Below are 25,284 nucleotides of genomic sequence, written 5' to 3' on the forward strand. Positions count from 1 at the left end.
CCCGGGGTCCCCGGTCGGGGTGCGTTTTTTGCGGTGCGTGTGCGCTAAATTTCAAATTAGTATATAATTTTATTCGTTGCGGCATAAATTACTCAAATGGTGAAAATTTCTGATTATCTCAATAATGGTGGGTTTATTTGGGATTCAAATCTTTAAAATCAATCTATTCTATTTGAAAAACCTTTTAAAATAAGTCTATCAGATAATGGAGTATCTCCCAAGAGGTGAGATAATGCGAGATAGACGGACAACCAAGCTTCTTATTGCAGTGTTCCTGATCGTCGGGCTCGTCCCGATCGTCGGGGCACTCGAAGCGACCCCAACCACGATTGTCGCCGCAAGCGACAGCAGTGCGGCCGATAAAGCGGCGGCTGCCTACATCTGTGATGGGGTCAACGATCACGTGGAGATCCAGGCAGCACTGAATGCCCTGCCTTCGGGCGGTGTTGTCCTCCTCTCCAGTGGCACCTACAACTGCGCAGGGATCATTGCTCCCAAGGCAGGCTCGACTCTCATGGGGGAGGGTGAATCGGAGACGTTCCTCGTCTTCACCCACGACGGACGCATCAACGTCGACCGCGAGAACATCACGCTGGACGGGTTCCACATAAAGGGAACCGGTTACAGCAGCGGTGTCAAGTGGCTCGGCGTGATGAACATCCGTGCAAGCCACGCGAAGATCCACAACATCACGGGTACCGCAGATGCAAGCATCCAGGCGGTCTACCTCCTGATCCACGATCCGACCGTGTATGCCCCGACCCTGCAGGACGTTGAGTTCATCAACTGCAGGGCCGTTGACACCGGGACCTACGGGTTTCTCCACAACGCCTGGGGCACGACGAACAAGGTGATCAAGGACGTTCGCTACGAGAACTGCGCCGCGATCAACTGCGGCAAGTTCGGAGCGTTCAACCCCTGGGTGACCGGATTCAACTTTGCGGAGCTCAACGACATGGACGGTCTTTACGTGAAAGACTGCTATGCGGAGGGCACTCTGGAGTCCGGGTTCCACTTCGAGTTCGACCCGAAGGTGACGAACGCCGTCCTCGAGAACTGCACGAGCAACAACAACGGGCAGAAGCCCTTCCCGACGCGGGCCTACCAGCAGAACGACATGTCGACCCACTACTTCGGGTGCGGCTACTACGCCCCGAACTGTGACGTGACGTTCATCGACTGCACCGCGGAAGGCAACTCCATGAACGGGTTCTACACGACGAACGGCGGGAAGCTCTACAACTGTGTCGAGAAGGACACCGGTATCGGGAGAACCGACTTCTCCTACCGGGTGCCTGCCGGCTACTACAGCATCCCGACCCGCTCGGTCAACCCCTCTACGGTGCTGGAGAACTGCACGAGCATCAACTCGCGCGCGTTCGGTCTCCAGGTCGACCTCGCGAACAACGTGAAGATCAAGAACTTCCACCTTGTCGACCCGGTCGGGTACAACGGCAAGGGCTCCAGCCTCGGCGGCACGAACGGCCAGTTCGACAACTCCGAGGTGAGCATCTATGCATCCGGCAACCGCGTTGAGACGCTGGTCTGGGCGAAGGAGAACGTCAACACCGTCTTCTCCGGTCAGATTGTCTCCGACTCGGCAAAACCGTTCGTGATCGAGGGCTACAGAACCAAGAACGTCCTCGTGAAGGACATGGAGATCGTCTCGAAGACCCTCCCCGCCGGTTCCTCCGGCGTGACCGTTGTGAGCACGGTTCCGGCCGGTCAGGCGACCCTCCAGAACGTGAAGGTGACGTCCACCGGCTCGCCGGTGCCGACGCCGACCACCCCGGCACCGACCCCCACCACACCGGCTCCCACCGGGAAGCCGGACCTCGTGGTGACCGACATCTCCTGGACGCCGGCAAAGCCCGCCTCCGGGGATGCGGTGACGATGAAGGCAACGATCAAGAACCAGGGCGACGCTCCCACGCCTGCGGGCGCGAAGCACGGCGTCATCTTCACGTTTGATGACGGTGCCGCCGGGCCCGGGGTCTGGTCCGACACCCACACCACGTCGATCGCCCCCGGTCAATGGGTCACCCTGACCGCGACCGGCGGCTCGGCCGGTGCAGCCTGGAAGGCTGTGGAAGGCACCCACACCGTGAAGGCAACGGTTGACGATGTCAACCGGATTGCTGAGAGCAACGAGAACAACAATCTTCGCACCGAACAGATCACGGTCTCAAAGGCCGGGTCGGGGTCTACCCCGACCCCCACTCCTGCTCCCTCGGGAAAGCCGGACCTTGTGGTGACCGAGATCTCCTGGACGCCGGCAAAGCCCGCCTCCGGGGATGCGGTGACGATGAAGGCCACGGTCAAGAACCAGGGCAACGCTCCCACGCCTGCGGGCACGAAGCTCGGCGTCCTCTTCACGTTCAATGACGGCGCCGCCGGGCCCGGAGTCTGGTCGGACACCCACACCGCGGCTGTCGCTCCCGGCGCATCGGTCACGGTGACTGCGACCGGTGGATCCGCCGGTGCAACCTGGAAGGCCGTCTCCGGCACTCACACCGTGAAGGCCACTGTTGACGACGTCAACCGGATTGCAGAGAGCAATGAGAACAACAACGTTATGAGCAAAGAGATCGTCGTCGGCGCCCAGGCTCCCGCCAGGGGTGACCTCAACAAAGACGGCAACGTCGACTGGACCGATGTGACGATCGCTGCCGATATGGCACAGGGAACCACCGCACCAACCGCCACCGCCGACCTGAATGGAGACGGCACCGTGGACTGGAAAGATGTTGCCCTGATCGCCGACTTCTTCTTCGGCAGGACTTCTTCCCTCTAAAGCGTCTACCAGGAGCGGTGGTTGGTCAGCCCCCTCCTCCTGGTTTTGCCACAGATGCCGCCCCGTACCACCTTTATGGTGAGCGGTAATATTGGTTATGGGCAGGTTTTTTCTCTTGATCCGGCGGAGATCGTCCGCTGTCGCATCGTGCTGCACGGCCCAAACAAGACTCTTCTCGATGGTCTCCGGCTCTCGCGGGACTGGAGCGGCGGATACATCTAAATAGGTGCCGACCGATACTGGCGACCGAATGGCAGTAGCGCTCCCGAAAAATTTCAGCGAGGTCAGGCAGCACCTGGAGCAGCCGCTTATCCGGAACTCGTTCTTCATCATGGCCTCGTCGTTCGTTGCAGCGGGGTTCGGGTTCTTCTTCTGGATGATCGCCGCCCGGTTCTACTCGCAGGCGGACGTGGGTGTCGCAACCGCCCTGATGTCGTCGATGGGCCTCCTCATCCTCATCTCCCGCCTCGGTCTCGACCAGTCGGTGATCCGGTTCTTCCCGAGCCGCGACAAGAACCGGGTGCTCGGGACCGCCGTCCTCGTTCCGACGGCGATTGCGCTCGGTGCAGGCGTCTTCTTCATCGCCGCGGTCGACGTCCTGGCCCCCGAACTCGCGGTCGTCAGAACGATCGCGCCGCTCTACCTCGCCATCCTCGGGGCTTACTCCATCGTCTGGGTCTTTGAGGGTGCGCTCAATGCCCTGCGAAAGTCCGAATACTACTTCGCCCTGAACCTGCTCTACGGGACGAGGATCCTCTTCCTCGTCCCTCTGGTCTCCCTCGGCGCGATGGGCATCTTCGGCGCCTTCGGCCTCTCGTTCATCCTCGGTCTCATCCTGGCCCTCATCCTCCTTGCCAGATGCTCCGTCCGGCCGACGCCGTGCGTCGACCGGCCCTTCCTGCGGGAGGCGTGGCAGTTCTCCGCCGGCGCGTACATCGCCGGGATCCTGATGTCCGCCCCGAACATGGTCATCCCGATCATGGTGCTCCACGTGCTGGGGGCGGAGAGCACCGCCAACTACTACATCACCTACGCGATCGTCTCGATCCTCTTCATGATCCCCTACGCGTTCACGACCTCGCTCTTCGTCGAGGGGAGCCACGGGGGAGAGATGAAGCGAAGCGTTCTCCGGACGCTCGCGAGCATGTTCGCCCTGCTCATACCTGCGATCATCATTCTCTCCCTCTTCGGGGAGCCGATCCTCGGCCTGATCGGCAAGGACTACGTCGAAGGGATGGCCCTGCTCCGCGTACTTGCCGTATCCGCTCTCTTCGTCTCCGTCTGCCAGACGTTCATATCCATCGCGAAGGTCAGGAACGATATTCGGAGCCTCGTCGTCCTCAGCGGCTTTGTCAGCATCGCCCTGCTCGGTCTCGGCTACGCCCTGATGAACCGGTTCGGCCTCATCGGCATGGGGTACGCGTGGTTCGCCACCTACGCGGCGGGGACGCTCCTCGTTGGCCTTATCCTGAAGAAGAAAGGATGGCTGTAGTCTCAGTACTTCGCTAAAACGGGTGAGGTAGTCTTTGAGAGGTCAACCCATCGACCTCTCTTCGTGTTCTTCGCGCCTTCGCGTGAACTAACCGGAATGGGCAACAATACGGTCTCACGCGAAGAGCGCGAAGCCGCGAAGTCTGGTGCTGCCAATCCTGTTGTAGGTCGCTGTGCGAGGCTGAAATTCGCGAAGTGCTGAGTCCCATGATGGGTCTTCACCGGTAGTAGACGACGGAACCGGCGTTGTCGTAGACCCGGTGGTGGCCCCGGACGAACCGGTCGGCGTCCGTGTACATCGCCGTGGTGACCGCGCCGTGCGTCTCGATCCGGATGCTCTCCCGCACGAGGTTGTAGGTGCCGAAGTAGAGGTAGGAGTTGGGCTCCAGCAGCGATGCATCTGCCGGGATGTACCGCTGGTAGCCAGGGTCGAACCCTAAGAGAAGCCACCAGCGCGTGCCGTCGACGTAGACCGGGCGCTCGTCCCCCTCCGAGAAGAGCCATGCCGCACCCTGCACCTCTCTCGCGTTGAAGACCGGTTTGTCGCCGGTGGTGTCGAGCGCCATCGAGGTCGGGTTGTCGTCCACGACCTGGTAGAGGAGCCCGCTGTTGAAGAGGAAGAAGACGACGAGGAACGCCGAGAGCGCCTGGTAGGCCGTCCCCATGAACGGGGCAGCCCTGATCCCCCGTATCCACCCGGTCACTCTCTCGTACAGCGCTATACCGCCGATGATCGCGAACGGGGCGAGGAAGATCAGGGTGATGTGGTAGAGCCTGCTGGTGTTGAGCGAGCTTGCGAAGAACGGGACGACGATGCCGGCTATGTTGATGAGGAAGAAGACGAGCGAGACGGCGAGGTACTCCGGTTCGATCCGCCACCGCTCGCGCTTCAGGAGGGTTGCAAGCAGCCCGACGGCGATGAGGCCCTGGGTGGCGACATGGACGACCTTCGCGAGGCTGTGCAGGGGCGTCGTCGACTGGCTGGTGAGGATGTGCAGCCCCTGGGCGGTTTTCGGGCCGGCTGAGTCCATAAAGAGCGTGGTCCATATCTTGTCCCCGATGCCGGTGACGGTAGCGAGCGCCGTGCCTTCGGCGACCGTCGAGTACCAGAGGAAGGCAAGAGCGGCGAAGATGAGGATGTAGGGGAGGATGAGGGTTCTGATGGGTGTCGTTGCCGCAGGACCGAGGGGGTCGGGCCTCAGGAGGCCCGCAACCCGGGCGAGTCTCTCCGGCAGCCAGGACTGCAGGCGCTCGGGAACGGCGAGCAGCAGCCATGCCGGGACGAGCGAGAAGAGATAGATATACGAGAGCCCGTAGTGGGAGACGATCATGGCGAACGCGAAGGCGACCATCAGAAACGCCTGTCTGCCCCGGTCCATGCTCTTGTCGATCAACGCAAGGACGGTCAGCGCAAGGAAGAGCTCCGCGATCTGCTGGCGGGCGAGGGAGATCATCTCCGTGTAGAACGTAAAGAACGAGAAGAAGAAGAAGATCGAGAAGAACCCTATCCTCGCGTCCGTCTGTTTCTCGACCGCACGGTAGAGTGCGAGTGGTACGAGCGCGAAGAGGAGGGGGTAGACGATCTTGAAGATCCAGACGGGGTCGAGATCGCATATGAGCGAGTAGATGGGGACGAGTGCAACGACGGAGAGCATCCCGTTCGTGTTATACGGGATGGTCATGTCCCAGAGCCCCGGCACCAACACGCCGTTTACGAGGTTGAGTTCGTGGTGGATATCGTAGCCCCAGACATACCCCGATATCAGCGAGGTATGGTAGAGGAGCGCCAGTGCGATGGTGTAGACCCCGAGCCCGTAGCAGGATTTTGGGATGAAGCGGTCGAACCCGACGGCGAGACCGATGACGGCGATCAGGACGAGGAGGAGGAAGAGGAACGTGACCATGTGGTGGTTGTCGCGCAGGTATGTCCCGATGATCGCGAGGAACGGGAGGAGTATCAGGAACGGCACCGCCGGGGAGGAGGGGACGGCGAGCCTGGGGTTCTCAGTGGTACGCCCCTTATCCCTGGTGAGCGCGAGATAGAGCAGGACCTGCACGACGGCGACGAGCGTGATGATGAGGATCGAGAACGAGAACGGCCGCGTATACCTGAGCAGGGGGTATACGATGTTGGCGGTGAGGCCGGTGAGCATGACGACCACGAGGCTCAGCCCGACGGAGTAGAGGAGCGTCTCGATCGTGCCGAGATCGTGGAACCTGAGCGCCTTCAGCACGAGGACCCCAGGGAGGAGGGTGAGGTAGAGGAACGCCAGAGCTTCCCTGGCTATTGGTATGTAATACCCGACGAGATCGAGCGAGACCACCGCCAGGAAGGCGAACTGGAGCGCCTGGAACATCCAGAAGAACGTTCTGTTGTCCCAGTCATTCATCCGGAACGGGTCTGGCAGGTGCATGGTATCACTTGTTTGGATCGGCTGCGTGCATGGAGAGTGAGTCTTTCCGGCGACGGTTTCGGTGCACCTAATCTCCGGCCAACCTATTAATGTGTTGCGCCGGTCCCGGCCCTCTTCCCGGAGGGGGATGAGGTCATCGCTTGTTCCCGGGGAGGGGGGCGGCGTCGGTGAACGCCTCATCCGCGGGAACGCCTCTCCTCCCCCGGGCGGATGCCACCTCGCGGTAAACCGCGAGAAGCGACCCCACTATCGTCGACCAGGCCATGTCCGTCTTCAGTTTCGCGTAGCCCTGCTCCCCCATCCTGCGGCACCCCTCGGGGTCCTTCAGCAGGCGGACGATCGCGGCTGCCAGCGCTTCCGGGTCGCGCGGCGGCACGACGTACCCGGTCACCCCGTCGTCGACCACCTCGGGCAGGCTCCCGACGTCCGTCACCACCACCGGCCGCCGGAACCCGTATGCGGTCGGTATGACGCCGCTCTGGGACGCCTCGATGTACGGGAGCGCCACGACGCTTGCCTGTTCAAAAAGCCGGGCGCCCTCTTCGTAGGGTATCCGGTAGTTATAGACCTCGAACGCGTCCCGGCCCGCCATCGCCTCCTCGTACCTGCCGAACTCCTCGCCCGTTCCGGCGATGACGATCCGGGCGTCTGGAACCTCGTGGGTGATGAGCGGCTCCGCCCGGATCAGGCAGTCGAGCCCTTTATATCGGTGGATGCGCCCGAAGAAGAGGACCCGGCGGCCGTCGGGCCCGGGATCGTTCTCGGCGAACTTCACGAACGGCGCCACCTCGTGCTCGCCGATGGGGATGACGTGCACGATCTCTCTTTTGACGCGGTAGTCCTTCACCAGGGTCTCCCGGAGGACCTTCCCGTGAACGAAGATCCGCTCAGGCAGGCCCCTCGATACGAAGAGGGTGAGCCGGTAGAGCAGCGAGCCTATGTCAAGAAGGCGGTCTTCGCCGGGGTGGGGTTCGATGTCGTGGAACGTCGCCACCAGCGGATACTTCCGCAGCATCGGGAGGAGCGGGCAGAGCATGGGGTTGTTCACCTGGAAGTGGACGACGTCGGGCGCGAAGTCGTCGATTGCGGCGACGATATCTTTGAGCATCGGGTAGCATGACGGGCCGAACCTCCCGGCGCACTGCGAGTAGCCGAAGAGGTGAACCTTCACGGCCGGGTCGATGCTCGCCTGGTACTCCTCCGACCGGTAGTCGGGGAGGAGCAGCAGCACCTCGGTATGCCGGGCAAGCTCGTTTGCCATCTGGATGGTGTAGTCGTAGAACCAGAAGGTCAGGCACGCCACTCGCATAGGGGCTCTCTCTGTGAGGATGCTCTATATAGAGGTTGCGCCGCGAGGCGTCGTTAGACGGATGAACCTCAGTTGGGCGTGCGTAAGCCCGGCGCCATACGCTCCGGCGCCCGTCCCCCTCCGGGCGTATCCACATCGTCTTCCTGCTGCATCGGGCCGCAAGGATTCCTGATTCACGCAAGCGGTCTGGAATCCACGCCATTTCACGGCATCGCCCTGTAGCGAGGGCCGGAGATTCCGTGCCGTGCCGGCGCACGAGACCGAATCTCCATTCGTTCCGGATGAAAGCGTTTCGGGGAGGGTCACTCCTGCCGAATGGTAGCGGCAAGCGCGAGTATTTGTAGTCTTTGGTTTTAACTAAACTGATTATATAATACCTTTTTGCAGGATCTGATCTCCATTATGGCGCAATGTCATCAGGGCAGATGGCATCTTTGCTGCCTATATTCCCGATTAATCCCTCAGATTAATTTTATTTTAACAATAAAATATATATATGGCAATGGAAAGACGGTAGTGATACCTCACAGAGAGGCTGAATGGCATGATAGACAGGCAGAATATACTGAGACTGGGTGCAGCACTACTGGTGTGCTGCTTTGTTGCAGCACTCTCTCCGGTAAGTGCGGCTGAGTCCGCAAACCCGGCCACGCTCACCGTGGCTGCAAGTGATAGCACCGAACTGTCGAAGAACCAGGCAGACTATGTCTGTGACGGGGTCGACGACCATGCCGAGATCCAGGCGGCGCTCGCTGCGCTGCCCGACGGCGGCAACGTCGTCCTGATGGACGGTACATTCAACTGCGCCGGCGTCATCGCGCCTCCGGCAGGCACGACGCTCTCCGGGCAGGGTCCGGATGCGACGAACCTTGTCTTCACCAATGACGGACGGATCAACGTCGACCGCGAGAACATCACGCTGGACGGGTTCTCCGTCGAGGGCAGCGGTTACAGCAGCGGTGTCAAGTGGCTCGGCGTGCTGACTATCCGTGCAAGCCACGCGAAGATCCACAACATCACGGGCACCGCAGATGCGAGCATCCAGGCGGTCTACCTCCTGATCCACGATCCGGCGGTATACGCCCCGACCCTCGAAGATGTCGAGTTCGTCAACTGCAAGGCCGTGGACACCGGGACGTACGGGTTCCTCCACAACGCCTGGGGCTCGACGAACAAGGTGATCAAGGACGTTCGTTACGAGAACTGTGCCGCGATCAACTGCGGGAGCACAGGCGTGTTCAACCCCTGGATCACCGGGTTCGACTTCGCGGAGCTCAACGACATGGACGGTCTTTACGTGAAAGACTGCTATGCGGAAGGCAACCTGGAGTCCGGGTTCCACTTTGAGTTCGACCCCACGGTGACGAACGCCGTCCTCGAGAACTGCACGAGCAAGAACAACGGGGTCAAGCCCTACCCGACGGTGCCCTACAAGCAGAGCGACATGTCGACCCACTACTTCGGGTGCGGCTTCTACGCCCCGAACGCCGACGTGACGTTCATCGACTGTGTCGCGGAAGGCAACTCGCTGTATGGGTTCTACGCCACGAACGGCGGGAAGCTCTACAACTGTGTCGAGAAGGACACCGGCGCCGGGAAGACCGACTACACCCATCGTAAACCGGCCGGCTACTACAGCATCCCGAGCCGCTCGACCGACCCCGCGCTGGTGCTTGAGGACTGCACGAGCATCGACTCGCACGGCTACGGCCTCCAGGTCGACCTCGCGAGCAACATCCAGATCAGGAACTTCGAGCTCGTGAACCCGGCAGGGATCGACGGCAAGGGCGCAAGCCTCGGCGGCACGAACGGCCAGTTCGGCAATGCCGAAGTGGATATCCACGCCTCCGGTGATCAGGTCGAGACGCTCGTCTGGGCGAAGAACAACCAGAACGTCCAGTACACCGGAGAGATAACCTCCGGCTCCGAGAAGGCGTTCCTGGTCGAGGGCGGAGAGAACGTCCAGACGGACGGCATGGCGGTTGCGTCTGCCGGCGAGTAAACCGGTCGATACCATCGGGCCTGACGGGCCCGGTCCTAATCTTTTTTTACGTTTTGTTAAATCCTCCTGAGGCCGAATCCCCTCCGGATTATTCATATCTCCGACTCACGCGAAGAACGACGGCCCTTTGGGCCGGAGTTCGAGCACCGTCAGGTGCGAGCGCGCGAAAGGAACTGCGGACACCTTCACCAACTTCGCGCCTTCGCGCGAGACTGCATCGCTGTTCCCGCACAAGTGCCTCACGCGAAGACGCGAAGAACGCGAAGAGCGATCGGTCAACGGGCAGGAGCATGAGAAACCCGGGGTTTCGAGGTGCGAAGGGTGAGCACCCGCAGGGTGGGAGCGGGAGTTCGAGCACCGTCAGGTGCGAGAGCGCGGAAGGAACTGCGAACACCTTCACCAACTTCGCGCCTTCGCGCGAGAATGCGTCGCTGTTCCCGCACAATAGCCTCACGCGAAGACGCGAAGAACGCGAAGGGGGCTGTCAATACCCATCCGGACTTCGCGCTCTCGAAGAACTTCGTTCTTCTCATGCTCCGGCCTCTATTGGGAGTATGTCGGATATTCCCGGGAGCGGCTCTGCCGGGCGGGAAGAAAGATCAAAAGGTGTCCGGAGCCTTCGGGACCGCCTCTCGTGAGACGTCCGCCGGTGCATTCCCCTCCGCGCTCCCGGTAACCTTCGCGTAGAACGTCTCGATATCGCGGACGATTGCCTTCCAGTTGTACCTGGTCCGGACGAGTTCTTTCGCCTGCTCCCCGAGCCGTGCCCGCAGTGCATCGTCGGCAAGCAGGCGTCCGATGACGTCGGCGAGCGCCTCCGGCGTATACTCCGTATTGAACCCGACGGCGTCGTCGATCCACCCGAGCAGGTCCCCCTTGCCCGTCGTCACGATGGGTGTCCCGCAGAGGCACGATTCGAGGAACGTCATCGGAAAGCCGGTGAAACTCGGTGTCACGAAGACGTCGGCGTCGGTGTACGCGGCCATCTTCTCCTCTTTGCTCACGAACCCGGTGAAGATCACCCGGTCGTCGAGACCGAGCGACCCGACCCGCTGCCTGAACTCCTCGTTGTGGCCCATGTCCCCCCCCACCAGCACGAGAACGGCGTCGCCCTCCTCCCGTACGACCACGGCAAATGAGCGGATCAGGAGATCGATCCCCTTCGTCGGGTCGAGCCTCCCGAGGTAGAGCACGACCTTCGCAGCGTCGTCGATCCCCCATGCCGCACGGAACATGCCGCGAGCCGGAAGGGAGGGGTACTCGGCGAGGTCGATGCCGTTCGGGAGGATCGCGATCTTCTCGTCGGCAACACCGAGCTCCCGATACCGCTCCGCCTCCGTCTCGTTGAGCGCGATAACCCCCGCAGCGCCGAGGATCACCTTCTCCGACCAGAACCGGTCGAAGAGCCGCTTCATCCGCGCAGAGCCCGTATCCCGCGGGAGTGCCCCGTGCGCCTGGAGGACGTAGGGCACGCCGTACTTCCTCGCGTAGTGCGAGGCGATGACAGTGAGCATGGTGCGGTGGTCGTGGATGTGGACGAGATCGAACCCGGCAACCTCCCGTCTCGCGACCGCCGGCATGCGGTAGGGCATCACCGGCACGATCGTCCCGCGGGCGTATTTTCGTAGATTCTCAAAGTAATAGACGTCCATTCCGTCGACGGGCGTGATGCGGTTCGTCGGCAGGTCGCTCGGGTAGATGCTCCGGTTCGTCGTGTAGACAGTGATATCGTGCCCGTTCTCGTGCAGGGCCCGGGAGATGTCGTATGCGACCCGAGCCACCCCGCCCGACTCCCAGAGCGGTTTGAAGAACGGGGTCACCTGTAATATCTTCATGCCATATCCTCCTATGTCTCCTGTCTCAGCCGTCTCCGGATCATACCCGCGTAGCAGTTCAGGCAGAACGGCGTCACCAGCCAGACCCCGCACTCGATCAAGGGTGCAAGTCCGTGCTGCCGGATCCGGTAGCGGTAACTCTCCAGGTTGTAGAGCAGGTAATCCTCGCCAATCTCTTCAAACCACCACCCGCGGGTGACGCCCCCGTTATACACCCTCTCGGAGCACTTCGCTATCCACCGCTCCACCAGTTCCCGTGTCCGCCCCTCCGCCACCTCGGGCTGGAAGTCGCTGTTGATGACGCAGGGGATGGTGGTATAATCCCGGATGCCGTGCCGGTCGAACTCCACCGAGAGGATCATGGTGCTGTTGACCTCCTCCTTGAAGAGCTCGGTATCGAACTGGAAGTTCCCGAGTGAATACGCGATCAGGCCGTCGTTGTACCGCTCCAGCCCCTGGATGGTATGCGAGTGGTGCCCGAGGATCAGGGTCGCCCCGCTGTCGATGAAGGCGTGAGCGAGCCCGACCTGGTCGGGCGAGGGATAGTAGGTGTTCTCGATCCCCCAGTGCAGGGAGACGACGACGTGGTCGGTCTGCTCCTTCAATGCTCTGATATCGTCGATGACGCTCTTCTTCTTCAGTTTGGCAACAGCGACCCCCGGCGGCGACCGGAACCTTCCGGTCGTGTAGGCGAGGAAACCGAACCGGATCCCGTTCCGCTCGACGATCAGCCCCGGGGGTTCCTCATCGCCTCTCCCCCCTCCGACGTAGGCGATGCCGCGGGCTTCAAGCCCTTCGAGGGTCTTCTCAAACCCCTCCCGGCCCATATCGAGCGTGTGGTTGTTCGCCACGCTGAGGATGTCGAACCCGGCTTCTTTGAGGTACCCGCCCGCCTCCGGGGGGGTTGTGTTGACCCAGCGTTTCTTGCTCTCGGTTCCGCTCTCGGAGAGGACCGTCTCCAGGTTGCCGAAGAGCAGGTCTTTCTGCCGGAGTTCATGCCGAACCAGATCAAAAGGCCTCTTACCGTTCCTCATCCAGAGCAGCACGTCTCCGACCGCTCGCAGCCGCACCGATCTCACACCGCTCCTCCTGCAGAGTCTCTGCCCGGGGCGGAGGATCCGGGCCCGCAACCGGTCTTCATAGTCGCTCCGACCCCCTCAATTCCATCGAGCCAGAGCGGTTGAACTCTGCCAGCGTCTCCGAGAGATACTGTCGTGTACGGGTAATCGCGAATACTGCCTTCCCTCCCCGGTACGTTGAGTCCCTGACAGGCGATGCGACAATATATATTTTACCCTGATCGTGACCATCGGTATGCATATCCTGACGCATACGGTATTCTGAGGCTCCCGGAATCCCGGCGGGGCACGGTGCGGAGTCGGTACCGGTGGAACCCACGGTGCCGAACCATTAACTGCTCGTGCACCGAGTATGTACCTGAACTCCTGTGCGGCAGATGATGAGAGTTACCCCCACTGAACGGTGATGAAGCAGGGGACTGATGCCGCCGTCCTTTGTATCGTGCACCGCTATTCCTGGTCGGGCTGCCCGTCTCCACAAGTGATCATCGTCGAGAGCGAACAGACCGTTGCAGTTTGAGGCGAGTTTTGAGCGTTTCATCCGTTCTTGTATCTCCGCTGTGCGGTACTGCTTTTCCGGCGGCAAGGCAGTTGTTTTACGATGGATTCGGCTCTTGATCCGGGATATCTGCCAGTTTTTTTGTCAATACCTGTTAAGGCGGGCCGGACCCCAGCACCCCTCCGTGTCATCGCCGCAGGAATTTTTATATGTCAATAGCGGTATGGCAGGCCGGGTGGTGCGATGGAACCGGACAACTCCTAGGTTTCGCTCCCGATCTCTCCTTCTGGGGCCTTGCTCGTTCGGAGGGGTTGTCCGGGACGTACTGCAATGGAGGAATTCACGTGCATAGGCTAGATTCTATCCTTTCCGTTGTTACCGATGTGAAGATGGAAGATCCCGCGTGTCTCTCTCCCGTGAACGACAATCTTTTGCTGGTACACAGTAGCAGAAGCAATTCGGCCGATCGTGCGGCAGACGCATCCAGGGAACACCCCTTCTCTTCCGGTCACCTCTCCGATGGATATACGCCGTTCCCCGAAGATATTCGCTCCTCCGGTGAAACGCTCATGGGAGGATCACGCACTGCGGGTGGTATTCCGGCAGTTCCCGGAGCAGACCGCAACCGGTTCGCGGTCGTCGCTCCTGCATACAACGAGGGTCTCGTCATCGGCTCCATCATCCTTCAGGCGAGGCGGCACGCCGACCGGGTGATCGTCGTTGACGACGGCTCAAGCGACCGGACCGCCGAGACCGCCCGGCTCGCCGGGGCCGACGTCATCCGTATGCCGAAGAATGGCGGTAAGGCGAAGGCCATGATGGCCGGGTTTGCCCGGGCACGCGAACTCGGCTACGATGCCGTCGTGATGCTCGACGGCGACGGCCAGCACGACCCGGACGAGATCCCGGCCGTAGTGGCGCCGGTGCTCGCGGGCGTTGCCGACCTCGTCATCGGCTCCCGGTTCCTGGATACCCGGGCCGAGATCCCCGCTTATCGGCGGGCCGGGCAACTGGTACTCACCGGGTTCACGAACCTCTCGGTGAACGGCGGCACCTTCGCGACGACCGACTCCCAGTCGGGCTTCCGGGCTCTCTCCCGCCGGGCGCTCGATAATCTCAACTTCTCATCGGAGGGTTACAACATCGAGTCAGACATGATCGCCCACTTCGCCTCTCTCGACCTCCGGGTGACCGAAGTTCCGATCTCCGTCACCTACGACGTCCCCCACAAGCACAAGAAGAACCCGATCTCCCACGGTTTCGGGGTGCTCGCCCGGATCGTGGGGCTGATCGGGTATAAGAAGCCGTTGCTCTTTTTTGGAATACCGGGAGGAGTTATCGCGCTCCTCGGGATCGCTCTTGAGATCTACACTTTCTCCGAGTTCTTCCGGATCAATCAGTTCCATTACATCCTGTTCACGGCGGGGATGACCGCACTCATTCTCGGGCTGCTGCTGGTCTCGTCCGGACTGATCCTCAACTTCCTGGTATCGATGATCGAACGGCGTGTCGGCAAAACATAAGGCCCGCGATTCACGGGATGGCGATGACATCGCCCTTAGTCGCCGCTCATCCCCAGTATTCGGCCAGTTCCAGTATCCTCAGGTAAACGATCAGGCCGAAGAGTGCCATGCAGGCTATCATCATGCAGTCAACGCAACGGATGCGGTCCGGCCTCAGGACCATCGGGCGGATCACGTAGGCGATAACGATGAACAAAGCAAGTATTGCGGCTATAGTAACCTTCAGATCCCAGCTAAAGAGCAACTCCATAAGTCCCTCGCGGAGGGCACCGCGGCAACGAGCATGGCCGGTGCACTCACCGTATCCTGCATCGGTTGGGAGTCGTGAGGATCGTATATATCACCTGCGGCGTAAAATCCGAAGGCCAGGTGCCGTTCTCTGCACCAGGTCGGGTAAAGTATATCACCATCTCTGGGTGTAGGTGGCGCAGAGGTTTCATGGCGAGTTTTCTTGGCAACATCTTCAAGCTGACGACGGGCACCATGATCGCCCAGGTGGCCGGCATCCTCCTCATCCCCGTGATCACGCGGCTCTACTCGCCGGAATCCTTTGGAGTCAACCAGCTCTTCCTCTCCATCGCAACGGTGGCCGTGGTCGTCTCTTCGCTCTCGTACGATTACGTCATCATGCTGCCGAAGACAGACGAAGAATCGATAAACGCTTTCGCCCTTTGCACCGCCTGTGTACTGGGGGTATCCGCCGCGATCGGGGCTGTCTTTATCGGCTTTGGAGATTGGTTCGGCGCTCTCTTCGGGACCCCGATGATAGCCGAATATCTCGTGTGGTTGCCGATATTCGTCGTCTTCAGCAGCCTCTTTGCACTCTTAAACGAATGGCTCTCACGGAAGGTGCAGTATGGCGTCCTCTCGAAAGGCATCGTTCTGAACTCGCTCACCACCCGGACCGTTCAGATCGGGGGCGGCCTGGTCGCCGCCTCGCCTCTCGGCCTCATCCTCGGTTCGGTGACCGGCATGGTCCTCGCTGTCCTCTACATGCTCCGGGGGTTGGCGGAGGATAGCGAACTCTTGAAGACCGTCAGGGTGGCGCGGATGAAGGAGATTGCCGTCCGGTACAGGGACTTCGCGATCTTTGGCTCCGCTGGAGGCCTTGCAAACAGCCTGTCCTGGGAACTGCCCGCGTTCATGCTTGCCTATTTCTTCAGTCCTGCGATTCTCGGGTACTACGCCCTCGCCATGATGGCGGTGAGACTGCCCATGGGGATGGTCGGAACGGCGATCTCTCAGGTGTTTTACCAGAAGGCGAGTGAGGAGAAGAACCGCACAGGGAGCGTGGAGAACGTTGTCCGGGAGATCCACACGAGGCTCATCTCCATCGGTATCTTCCCCTTTGTTATGTTCACCATCCTCGCCGAGGATCTCTTCTCCTTCGTCTTCGGCGCGGCCTGGCTCACCGCAGGCACGTATGCGATGCTCCTCGCCCCCTGGATATTCACGGTCTTCATATTCTCACCGATATCGTCCCTGTTCGGGGTTCTCGAAAAGCAGAGGAGTTACTTCTCGTTCGAGATCCTGACCCTCATTGCATGGGCAGTCATCTTCTATGTCGGCGGCGCCTCCGGGGATCCCGTCGCCACGCTCGCCCTCTTCTCAATCGGCGGCACGCTCATATGGGGGTCGAAGGCTGCGTACCTCATACGGGTCTCCGGGACCGGATACCGTGACAGCACCCTCAGCCTGATCCGGCACCTGCTGCTCAGCATCGCCGTCTCCGTGCCCCTCATCGTCGGCAGATTCCTGGACCTCCCGCTCATCATCCTGCTCGGGATCGCCGGGGCGACCGCGATCGTCTATTACCTCCTGCTCTTCTTCACTGACACCCTGGTCCGCAGGGAGTTCATGGGGGTGGTTCGGGGGCTGATCCCCGCAAAACATCTTGGTTGGATGGAACGGCTGGGCCTGTTCCGGTGACGGGATGCATGCCGGCGGAGACCTTCACGGCGCCTTGGGCATCCGCATCCCGTTCTCCCTCCACCACGCTGCAATCTCATGGCTGCCCGTCATCCAGGCGCCCTTCTCACGCCCGTACTCCAGGATCTTCCGGTAAAACCGGAGCGGATCGCCGGTCATGAACTCGTTGTGCCAGAGGACGGTGATCACGCCGTGATACCGTTCGGCCGCGTCGAAGAGGCGTTTCATCCGGTCCCAGGCCCGCTCCGGGTTCAGGCGCATGTGCAGAAGCAGCGTCCGGTCCATCACCACGAGCGGGATCTCAAGGACCGAGATCTCCCTGTCGCGATTGAGGTCATACGGCCGGAACGGGTGGCACATGCCGTTCCGGAACCCGACGCAGTCAGGATACCCGAGGCTGGTGTCGTACAGGAATCCCGCTCTCTCCAGCAGTTCCCAGGTCTCCGGAACACGGAACCTGAGGTAATGGCTTCTGTACCCGGTTACTTTCCGGTCGAGGACACTCTCGAGGTATTGTTTCTCTCTTACCAGGCTCTCAAAGTCGCGATAAGCATCGCATCCGCCATGCAGACCGACTTCCCACCCTCCTTTTCGGATTGTGGAGATCTCCTGCTCCAGGTCCTCAAGCGGGTAGGCATACTCCCGTGCTCCCTTCTCCAGCGCCAGAACGTAGAAAGAAGATCGTGCGCCGTATGAATCCTCAAGCCCGGTGATCTCTTCAAAAACCTGTTCCCGACACTTTCTGGGGTTCAATTGCCTGACGATGCTTCCTGCATCAAGGAATCTCCTCTCTCTGAGCGCTTTTGCAGCCTCGAACCCCCTGACGTGGAGGGGCTGGTAGACGGTGTCGACGTCGTGTGAGAGGCAGATTACGAACGGCCGGGATTCGGGGTATTCGGGGGAAAATCCGTTCTCCACCAGCATCTGCGATGCCCGGGGCACGAATACGTCGCGGTGGCCACTCTGGTAGTAGGAAAATCGATCGAATTGATCGCGGTCGGGCTTCTCGTACTCCTCCTTTCGGGTGAACAGGTTCCATATCTCATCATCCTGCCTGAGCAGATCCATCATATCCGGGGCGCCCTCTTCCCTTGCATACCGGGGTAAGTGCATGTATACTTTTCCGGGAGTGTGTGCCGCCATGCCCGGCACAGGTACGTAAGACAATCTTCTACCGGGCATGGTTCGGATTCACGCCATCCCTCAGCCGCTTGAGGATCCGATACCGAAGCCCGGGAGACTCGGCACCATAGTAGGGAATGAGCCGGGGATTGAACCCCGAGATGAACGCACTGAGATGGGGGATGTTCCCTGCCATCAGATTCAGCGCTCTGTGGTTGCGCTCCTTGAGTGAGTTAACGGTCTCGTAACAGACGAGCGTCGCCGCCCCGGTGGAGAGGCGCTCCGGAGCGGCGGCGGCAAAGAGGCTGTGGGCCATCTTCGCGTCCCAGAGGGTGACTTCGGCGGCGGCAATCTCTCCTGACGGCATGGTTGCAACCCGCATCTCACCGATCCCTTTCGCCCTGATGAGCTCCAGCATGCCGGTAAGGTGTTTCTCGGTGATAGGGGGGTCTTTACCCTGTTTTGCGAACGTACGGGCAAGGAGGTTCCAGAAGATCTCCGGGTCAAAGATCCTTGCCGAAGAGATGCCCTGTCTCTCTGCCTTGCGGATGTTCTGCCGCACGTCTTTCGACGCGGTCTTGAGGAGATCGTTCTGCATGGGCAGCACGTAGGTATAGTAGACTATCGGACTCCATCCCTGCTGCGTGAACGCCCGGATGTCCTCGAGACCCGGGGCGTTCACTATGTTCACGTAATCAAGCCCCTGCCGGTCGATATGTTCGAGTATCGCGGCGATGATCCGGTAGGTGTGCATCTCCTTTGTCCTCTGTCTTGCGCTCCCTATCTCGGAGATCACCACCCCGCCGTAAGGGGTCGATACCGCCTTTGAAGAGGCCACCTGGAGAAGGCGGTAGGGGCGCGAGAGGTAGAGAGGGCAACCCCCGATCAACTCCTCGCCGTCGTAGCATCCGAGAAGGATCAGGGTCTGATCCAGAAGGAGAGCATTCTCCACCAACCAGTCGCTTGTATGAAAGACAGTCCCCTGTGCTGAATTGGCGATCAAAGCATCCCACGCCTCGAATTCGGTGTTCTCGAGTTCTCTCACTTCCGGCTGTCTCATGCCGTAGACCTGGCGTGGGGATGTGCCCCATTTAGTTAAATGTTTCGACCCGGGAGAAGTTTTTTTATTTTGTAGAGTATCTGTGTCGGTCTTGAGAATAGAATCAGTCTGGAGTGGATCGGGATATGCTCCGCCCCGAGTTTTGTCTTGTCCCGGAAGCGGGGGTTGCCCGGGTCCAGACTCTGCCGCCCCATGGAAACCTTCTCATAGCCGTTCTCCCGGGCCCAGTTGATAAGGTCCCAGTCCATGTAGTACGTGGGCGTGTAATGCGGAAGATCGCGGTTGAGAGCCAGGTATCCAAAATAAACCGTCTTTTTGACCGGGTCCATGAATGCCGTTGACCCCCCGGCAAACGTCTCGCCTTTCGTGAGAACTGCAATCCTCAGGTGATCCGGCGAGAAGTGATCCCAGAGCGTCTCAAAAAACGAGAGCGGGAGGATCTCTCCGTTTATGTGCATTATGTTCTTCTCGTAGTATCGGTAGAACAGCTCGATCTCCGATCTCCGATCGATCTCCCGCAGTTCGAACCCCTCTCGGGGGAACCTGAGGATGCTCTTTGTCGTCTTCTTCGACAGAGTGGCCCATATGGTCTCGGGGGGACTCTTCTTCAAGTCCACCACCATATCCCCGGTCTCCCCGCCGGGATAGTTTGCGTAGGTTATCCCGGAGAGGAGGTTCGGGCGGTAGGTGTTGAAGTGCAGGAACGCGTGATCCCTGGTGAAGAGCGAGAGGAGATCGTTGAAACGGTGGGCATCGAATCCGCTGTCCAGCACGATGTTGTTTGCATCGGAATCAGGGATACTGATCAATCCCCGGAAGTTCAACGCTGACTCTTCGGCCCAGGGGCTTATCCCGACGACGTCTTCGCCCTCGAGGATGAGATAATACTTCAACTTCGGGTGGAGCGCCTCCTCAAGAACCTGCTTCCACTTCAGGCTGTGGAAGATGGTTCCTTCCGGGGAACGGTTATTGAATGCCTCCCACCGGTCAGCGTTGTCGTGGGATAGCGGCTCGAGTGAGTATGCCATGGGGGCACACCTCTCGGATAGGATATAAAATATCTTTCGCAGGTTGGGGGCATCCGGATTTTTCGGCCCCGGGTTCTCGACGGTGCGGGCGGATACCGGAGCCCCGGCCGGGATCGGGGCCCGTGCGCTGCACCTCCTCCCGGAACCAGATCGGCACACTTCAGCCTTGAAAAGGCGGGTCTTTCCTGTATGGGAGTGCAGGAGGGGCGACCCGCGAGACCATGCCTCGCATGAGCCGGTTCACGCTTCGTAAGATGCCGTACCTGATGCCGGACAACTCGACACCGTAATATGGGACGAGATCCGGATTGAAGGTGGCTATGAACGCACTCAGGTGTGTCATATTCCCCGCCATCAGGTTGATCGACGGATAGTTTCGCTCCGCTGTGTCTGCGGCGACCTGACTGAGAAGAAGCGATGCCGCCCCGGTGGAGAGGTGCTCTCCCGCAGAGGCGGCGGACCAGCGATGAGCCATCTTCGAGTCGTAAACGACGACTTCAGCCGCAGCTATCTCTCCAGAGGAGGTCCTGGCGACCCACATCTCGCCGAGATTCTTCTCCCTGATAATATCCAGTATGCCCAGAAGGTGATCTTTCGTAAAAGGGGGGCGGGAGTTCTGCCTCTCGAAGGTATTCACGGTGAGCATCCAGTAAGCCCCGGCATCGAAGTATTTTTCCGCCGTAATCCCCTGTTTTTCTGCCTTGTTGATACTTCGCCGTGCGTTCTTCGAGATTCGGCTGAATATGTCCCCGCCGGTCGGCAGCACGTAGGTGTAGTAGACCTTCGCATCCCATCCGTTCTGGGTGAACCACCGGATATCCTCGAGTCCCGGGGCATTAATCAGGTCTACGTGAGCAAACCTCATCTGGGTGATATGGTTGCAGACGGATGCGATGACGTTGTTCGTGTGCAACTCCCGCTCTCTCCGTTTCGTGCTCTCTATGCCGGCCGTCACGATCCCGCCGTAAGGAGCCAGCAGCGCTGCGGAAGACGCTGTCCTGAGCAGTTTGAACTGATCCGAGAGGAGGAGCGGGCACCCTCCGATCAGAGCCCCGTCTTCGTAACACCCGAGTATCATCGGAGTCCGGTTCAGGGAGGCGGCGGTCCGGGCCAGCCAGTCACTCGTGTGAAAAACCGTCCCCTGTGGAGAAGCGGCGACCAGCCTATCCCACGCAGTTGATTCGTCGGCGTGCACTGTCCTGACTTCTACTCGAACCATCTGTGACACCTGATTCCGGGAGACAACTAGCCGACACCGACATTAACACTTTCCGTCGACCTTCAACGAGCATTCTCGTGTCTTCTCTCTCGCGACGGTCTCTTCCTGGCCACCCCGACTTCGGTAAAACCGCCCGGGACAGAGATCGATATCATGGCTGATATGTCCCCGCCGGGTGTAGCAGCGCTGTATATAATTCGATATACCGGCACGCTACGGACTCCCAGGTGTAATCGGAACTCAGTTCCCTTGCGGTTCTCATATACTGTTGCAGGTGTTCGGGATCGCCGAGGAGATCGAGGACTGCCGCTATGATGACCCCGTCCTCATCCGTTCGGTCGAAGATCAGCGAACAGTCCTTCAACTCTTCGGCATGATCGATGTCCGCCCTGACGATCGGAACCGTGCCGCACGCAAGGTACTCAAAGATCTTGTTGGGCGAGGTCTTCACCCAGTATTTTGCATCGGGCCTCACAAGGAGGAAGCCGATATGCGCCTTCTCGGTGAGTTCGACGGTCTTTTCCCAGGGGACGTAGCCGAGGAACCGGAACCTGCCGTTGTGTTTTCCGGCGAGATCGTCAAGTCTCATCTTCGAATCGCTATCGAGCGAGGTTCCACCGACGAAGATGGTCACGTTGTCGTACGACCGGATGGCCGCATCCGCAATCTCGAGGAGGAGGTCGACGTCCCGGTCGGCCAGGTTGTTAAGGCTCCCTATATAGACGGCATGTATCTGCGTCCCCGGCTCGACCTGGCGGATCTTTGCGTCTATCACCTCCGGGTCATAGGCCGTGGATGCAGCGTAGTTCGGAACTGCTATGACACGGGAGCCCGGAAACAACTTCCTGACCGTTTCGAGGTGGTGCTCCGAGACGACAGCCGTACCGGAGATCCATCTCTTTGCCCGGTTCTCATAGAAGACCGGTATGGATATCCGCCCGAAGTGGAGCCATTCTTCGTAGACTTCGTGCCTGTCATAGACCACCCTGGAGTTTTGTAGGCTGGTTTTGACCAGCATCGCGGCGAGCGGCAGCAGCAGGGGATCGTGCACGTGGAGAACCGATGGCCGCCCCGGATCGATATCGAGGGCATCGAGTGCTCTCCGGCACTCGGCCAGTATCTTGTGCCCCAGACAGTACCCCATGAACGACAGCGTCCTGGCTTTCCCCTGTAGCGAGAGGCGGTTGACCCTGAACCCTTTCACGCTGTTCTGGGAGAATATCCCCGGTTTTGCGGACTCGTCCGTGTAATTATAGTGGATCCGGCAGACGTTCACTCCATTGTCCGAGAGGTAGTTGATATGCCGTGCAATTCGCACATCTTCAACCGGGTGTGCGTCAAGAACGATGACATCCATACGGGCACCTGCCGCCACTGACGCCCCAATCCGGTTTATACCTAACGGCCCGCGAGGATCGCGCTCGTGCAGGCATCCGATGTCTCCCCCACGGGCGAGTCCGAAAAGGGGAAGCATCGCTATGGCTCGCAGGCGATCAGGTGCTCGAGGGTGCGTGCATATCTCCCGGAAAGAACCTCCCAGTCCAGTCTTTCCACAGCATATCTCCTCGCGTTCGCCGCGTGGTCGGAATGTCTCTCATCTAGGTAGCGGAGGATCTCATCGCCCGCGCGTTCGGCGTCCTCGAAATCGATCGCTGTCCCGGCATCCGCGTCTCTCACTATCCCGAGGTTGGGGATACCGGAGACGATGCACGGCAGTCCCGAGGCCATCGCTTCCGCAAGCGTCAGGGGCGGCATCCCTCCTTCGTATTTCGATGTCATGATGTAGTAGTCCGCGCAGGCATAGAGGTCGGGCAGATCCCGGGCGTGGTCCACGTTACCGAGGAAGAGGACGTTACGCACGCCCAATCTCTCTGCCAGGCTCTTTGCGGCTTCCAGGAGTTCGCCCCCGCCGGCGATGCAGAGGGTCAGGTCTCCCCGCTGCTCCTCAAGATGCGAGAAGACCTCGATCAGAGTAAACGGCTGTTTTGCGGGGATCAGCCGTCCGACACTCAGGAGGATCAAGCCCTCCTCCGGGATGCCGAACCTCCTCCTGAGGGCCTTTTTGTCCGGTGAGGGATGGAATTGCCTGACGTTAACTCCGTTTGGGATGTAGAATATCCGGTCTTGTGCGATCCCGATCCGCTCCAGTTCCTCGCGAACCGGTTGCCCGACGCCGGTGAAGAGGGTCGTGGGGGGCATGCGGGTCAGGCAGGAGCGCTCGATCCGGGCAACAACCGACTCATACAGGTGGAAGGGAAGATTCCCGACCCCGAGGTCGCTCGATCCGGAGTAGGTCGAGTGCATCGTCACCAGGCAGCGTTTGAACGGGTTATTGGCGATGATGAAGGGGTTCTGAAGCCATACGGCATCGTAGTCGCTATCTCTGAAGTACCGCGAAACCCGGTACCAGTAGTTGAGCAGCCCGACGACGCCTGCCTTTTCTATCAGGGGCCAGTTCCCAAGCCTGATATCCGGGCCTTTCGGCGAGCAAACCGTGCACTCAATGCCTCTCTCTTTGAGTTGCTGCACGACGTTGTAGACCACATTGGCGATGCCCGCTCCGTGGGGGAAATACTCCGTTGTGCAGACAAGCAGCCTCATCCGCGCACCTGGGTTCTGCTGATGCGTGGCAGGACCAGGGGTTTTTGCGTTATCATGATCTTGCCCCCCGCACCTGGCCGTATACCCTCACGATCTCCCTGCTGACATTCTCCCATGTATACCGCTCCGAAAAAGCACGAATCGCTCTCCTGTCCCAGTCTTTCTCCAGCGCCTCCAGGATCGTCTCGGCCAGGCCGCCGGAGTCGCCAGGATTGACGAGGAGGCCATATTCTTCGGAGGTGACGACCTCCGGAACCCCGCCGACGCTCGTCCCCACAAAGGGCTTCCCGCACCCGAAGGCCTCGAACATGACCGTCGGATTGCCTTCGCTGAGGCTCGGGAGGACGAAGAGGTCGCAGGCATTCAACCACGTGGGGATCTCGTCATGCGGCCTCCCGCCGGCGAGCATGACGTAGTCCTCGAGGCCGAGCGAGTGAATCTGATCTTCGAGCGTCTTATGGAGCCTTCCCGCGCCGACTATCACGCACAGGACATCCTCCCGCTCTTCTACGACCGTCGAGATCGCTTCGATGAGGTATTTGTGGCCCTTGACGGCGCCGTACAATCTCCCGACGTTCAGGAGCACCTTTCTGTCTGGGGGGAGATCCAGTTCCTCCCGGCACCTCCCGGCATCCATGGGCCGGAACTTTCGGCCGTCGTACCCGTTCGGGATCGCGACGACACTTCCGCGCGCGGCCGATGCGTGACGGTCTGCCGGCGCATCGCCGCGATGGGTGACATGCTGTGCGTCCGATTCAGAAAGGGCGACGGTCTTGTCGACGGAGCCCAGCACGACCCCCTTTGCGCTCTTCTCGTAGAGCCGCACGCACATATCCTTCATGGGCTCACCGAACATCAACTGGCCGTGGTGCGTGAGAACGATGGGAACCTTACAGAATCTCTTCAGCAGGAGGAAGGTGAGGGCGGTGAAGCTGTAGAGGTTATGGATGTGGATGACGTCGAATTTTTTGAGGTTTTTTAAGAGAAGGAATATGGACGGAACAAGAGGGTTTCGGAGCGGCTCTCCGATGCATCGGAGCCTTCTGACGAAGATCCCGTCCATGACCTCGAACCGTCGACCCTCGGGGACGTTTGCGGTTATCACTTCTACCGTATGGCCGTCATCGATCAGGCTCCTGCTCAGGTTATAGACATACATCTCCATTCCGCCGTTATGCGGCAGGAAATAGGGCGTTATCTGGGCGATCTTCATGGGGCCCCCCGGAGACCGTCCGGCAGATCTTCGGTTCGGGATGCGCCTCTTCTTCGGATGCGTGGGTGCCGGCGGGTTCCTGACGCCTGCATGCATTCTATGCCTGCAGCGCCCTCACCCGACCCTGAAAAGCGACTCATCACCGGTATGCCGCGCTCAAAAGCCG

The 25,284-nt window shown here is 60.1% G+C and carries 17 protein-coding genes; 5 read left to right on the forward strand and 12 right to left on the reverse strand.

The annotated features are described in order from the left end of the window. Positions 1-232 precede the first annotated feature (232 nt). Positions 233-2,794: a CARDB domain-containing protein gene (locus FKB36_RS03420; RefSeq protein ID WP_261596619.1), complete on the forward strand. Its 2,562-nt coding sequence runs from the start codon at positions 233-235 to the stop codon at positions 2,792-2,794. A gap of 250 nt (positions 2,795-3,044) precedes the next feature. Further along, a complete protein-coding gene (locus FKB36_RS03425) occupies positions 3,045-4,286 on the forward strand; it encodes a lipopolysaccharide biosynthesis protein (RefSeq protein WP_261596620.1) in 1,242 nt (413 codons plus the stop codon). Between the two features lie 217 nt (positions 4,287-4,503). Here FKB36_RS03425 and FKB36_RS03430 read toward each other — a convergent pair whose 3' ends face one another. Together FKB36_RS03430 and FKB36_RS03435 are read right to left on the reverse strand one after the other, a co-directional pair. Further along, complete coding sequence (locus FKB36_RS03430) at positions 4,504-6,699, reverse strand: DUF2206 domain-containing protein (protein ID WP_261596621.1); 2,196 nt, start codon at positions 6,697-6,699, stop codon at positions 4,504-4,506. Positions 6,700-6,832: 133 nt separating this feature from the next. After that, a complete protein-coding gene (locus FKB36_RS03435; RefSeq protein WP_261596622.1) occupies positions 6,833-8,008 on the reverse strand; it encodes a glycosyltransferase family 4 protein in 1,176 nt (391 codons plus the stop codon). A 658-nt stretch (positions 8,009-8,666) separates the two neighbouring features. Between FKB36_RS03435 and FKB36_RS03440 the strand changes: the two genes are divergently transcribed. Beyond that, positions 8,667-10,010, forward strand: a complete 1,344-nt coding sequence (locus tag FKB36_RS03440; protein ID WP_261596623.1) for a right-handed parallel beta-helix repeat-containing protein — start codon at positions 8,667-8,669, stop codon at positions 10,008-10,010. Positions 10,011-10,609: 599 nt separating this feature from the next. On the opposite strand, the gene FKB36_RS03445 is transcribed toward FKB36_RS03440, so the two are convergent. Further along, a complete protein-coding gene (locus tag FKB36_RS03445; RefSeq protein ID WP_261596624.1) occupies positions 10,610-11,845 on the reverse strand; it encodes a glycosyltransferase in 1,236 nt (411 codons plus the stop codon). Between the two features lie 11 nt (positions 11,846-11,856). Then, positions 11,857-12,915, reverse strand: coding sequence for a CapA family protein (locus FKB36_RS03450; protein ID WP_261596625.1), 1,059 nt, complete (start codon positions 12,913-12,915; stop codon positions 11,857-11,859). A 1,077-nt stretch (positions 12,916-13,992) separates the two neighbouring features. Between FKB36_RS03450 and FKB36_RS03455 the strand changes: the two genes are divergently transcribed. Beyond that, positions 13,993-14,946, forward strand: coding sequence for a glycosyltransferase family 2 protein (locus FKB36_RS03455; RefSeq protein ID WP_261596626.1), 954 nt, complete (start codon positions 13,993-13,995; stop codon positions 14,944-14,946). A 46-nt stretch (positions 14,947-14,992) separates the two neighbouring features. Here the strand turns inward: FKB36_RS03455 and FKB36_RS03460 are convergent, their stop codons facing one another. Beyond that, positions 14,993-15,196 carry a hypothetical protein gene (locus FKB36_RS03460; protein WP_261596627.1) on the reverse strand — a complete coding sequence of 68 codons (204 nt, stop codon included), beginning with the start codon at positions 15,194-15,196 and terminating at the stop codon, positions 14,993-14,995. Positions 15,197-15,384: 188 nt separating this feature from the next. On the opposite strand from FKB36_RS03460, the gene FKB36_RS03465 reads away from it, so the two are divergent. After that, positions 15,385-16,875 (forward strand): lipopolysaccharide biosynthesis protein, encoded by a 1,491-nt coding sequence (locus FKB36_RS03465; RefSeq protein WP_261596628.1) that lies wholly within the window; start codon positions 15,385-15,387, stop codon positions 16,873-16,875. Between the two features lie 24 nt (positions 16,876-16,899). On the opposite strand, the gene FKB36_RS03470 is transcribed toward FKB36_RS03465, so the two are convergent. The 7 genes from FKB36_RS03470 to FKB36_RS03500 all read right to left on the reverse strand — a co-directional run bounded on the left by FKB36_RS03470 (position 16,900) and on the right by FKB36_RS03500 (position 25,118). After that, entirely contained in the window at positions 16,900-17,946 is a 1,047-nt protein-coding gene (locus tag FKB36_RS03470) for a polysaccharide deacetylase family protein (RefSeq protein ID WP_261596629.1), read from the reverse strand. Positions 17,947-18,046: 100 nt separating this feature from the next. Further along, positions 18,047-19,057, reverse strand: a complete 1,011-nt coding sequence (locus FKB36_RS03475; protein ID WP_261596630.1) for a GNAT family N-acetyltransferase — start codon at positions 19,055-19,057, stop codon at positions 18,047-18,049. Between the two features lie 35 nt (positions 19,058-19,092). Further along, positions 19,093-20,085 carry a GNAT family N-acetyltransferase gene (locus FKB36_RS03480; RefSeq protein ID WP_261596631.1) on the reverse strand — a complete coding sequence of 331 codons (993 nt, stop codon included), beginning with the start codon at positions 20,083-20,085 and terminating at the stop codon, positions 19,093-19,095. A gap of 160 nt (positions 20,086-20,245) precedes the next feature. Then, positions 20,246-21,304, reverse strand: coding sequence for a GNAT family N-acetyltransferase (locus FKB36_RS03485; RefSeq protein WP_261596632.1), 1,059 nt, complete (start codon positions 21,302-21,304; stop codon positions 20,246-20,248). 151 nt (positions 21,305-21,455) lie between these two features. After that, positions 21,456-22,661 carry a glycosyltransferase family 4 protein gene (locus FKB36_RS03490; protein ID WP_261596633.1) on the reverse strand — a complete coding sequence of 402 codons (1,206 nt, stop codon included), beginning with the start codon at positions 22,659-22,661 and terminating at the stop codon, positions 21,456-21,458. Positions 22,662-22,780: 119 nt separating this feature from the next. After that, on the reverse strand, positions 22,781-23,905 hold the full coding sequence (locus FKB36_RS03495) for a glycosyltransferase family 4 protein (RefSeq protein ID WP_261596634.1): 1,125 nt from the start codon (positions 23,903-23,905) through the stop codon (positions 22,781-22,783). 52 nt (positions 23,906-23,957) lie between these two features. After that, positions 23,958-25,118, reverse strand: coding sequence for a glycosyltransferase family 4 protein (locus FKB36_RS03500; RefSeq protein WP_261596635.1), 1,161 nt, complete (start codon positions 25,116-25,118; stop codon positions 23,958-23,960). Positions 25,119-25,284: the final 166 nt, after the last annotated feature.

Origin of the sequence: Methanoculleus formosensis, from assembly GCF_025384765.1 — an archaeon.
Classification (GTDB): Archaea; Halobacteriota; Methanomicrobia; order Methanomicrobiales; family Methanoculleaceae; genus Methanoculleus; species Methanoculleus formosensis.

What these genes read in the sequence shown, in the direction of transcription:
- FKB36_RS03420 (WP_261596619.1), top strand. Translation starts at nt 233, where the DNA reads ATGCGAGATAGACGGACAACCAAGCTTCTTATTGCAGTGTTCCTGATC.
- FKB36_RS03425 (WP_261596620.1), top strand. Translation starts at nt 3,045, where the DNA reads ATGGCAGTAGCGCTCCCGAAAAATTTCAGCGAGGTCAGGCAGCACCTG.
- FKB36_RS03430 (WP_261596621.1), bottom strand. Translation starts at nt 6,699, where the DNA reads ATGCACCTGCCAGACCCGTTCCGGATGAATGACTGGGACAACAGAACG.
- FKB36_RS03435 (WP_261596622.1), bottom strand. Translation starts at nt 8,008, where the DNA reads ATGCGAGTGGCGTGCCTGACCTTCTGGTTCTACGACTACACCATCCAG.
- FKB36_RS03445 (WP_261596624.1), bottom strand. Translation starts at nt 11,845, where the DNA reads ATGAAGATATTACAGGTGACCCCGTTCTTCAAACCGCTCTGGGAGTCG.
- FKB36_RS03455 (WP_261596626.1), top strand. Translation starts at nt 13,993, where the DNA reads ATGGGAGGATCACGCACTGCGGGTGGTATTCCGGCAGTTCCCGGAGCA.
- FKB36_RS03460 (WP_261596627.1), bottom strand. Translation starts at nt 15,196, where the DNA reads ATGGAGTTGCTCTTTAGCTGGGATCTGAAGGTTACTATAGCCGCAATA.
- FKB36_RS03465 (WP_261596628.1), top strand. Translation starts at nt 15,385, where the DNA reads ATGGCGAGTTTTCTTGGCAACATCTTCAAGCTGACGACGGGCACCATG.
- FKB36_RS03470 (WP_261596629.1), bottom strand. Translation starts at nt 17,946, where the DNA reads ATGATGGATCTGCTCAGGCAGGATGATGAGATATGGAACCTGTTCACC.
- FKB36_RS03475 (WP_261596630.1), bottom strand. Translation starts at nt 19,057, where the DNA reads ATGAGACAGCCGGAAGTGAGAGAACTCGAGAACACCGAATTCGAGGCG.
- FKB36_RS03480 (WP_261596631.1), bottom strand. Translation starts at nt 20,085, where the DNA reads ATGGCATACTCACTCGAGCCGCTATCCCACGACAACGCTGACCGGTGG.
- FKB36_RS03485 (WP_261596632.1), bottom strand. Translation starts at nt 21,304, where the DNA reads ATGGTTCGAGTAGAAGTCAGGACAGTGCACGCCGACGAATCAACTGCG.
- FKB36_RS03490 (WP_261596633.1), bottom strand. Translation starts at nt 22,661, where the DNA reads ATGGATGTCATCGTTCTTGACGCACACCCGGTTGAAGATGTGCGAATT.
- FKB36_RS03495 (WP_261596634.1), bottom strand. Translation starts at nt 23,905, where the DNA reads ATGAGGCTGCTTGTCTGCACAACGGAGTATTTCCCCCACGGAGCGGGC.
- FKB36_RS03500 (WP_261596635.1), bottom strand. Translation starts at nt 25,118, where the DNA reads ATGAAGATCGCCCAGATAACGCCCTATTTCCTGCCGCATAACGGCGGA.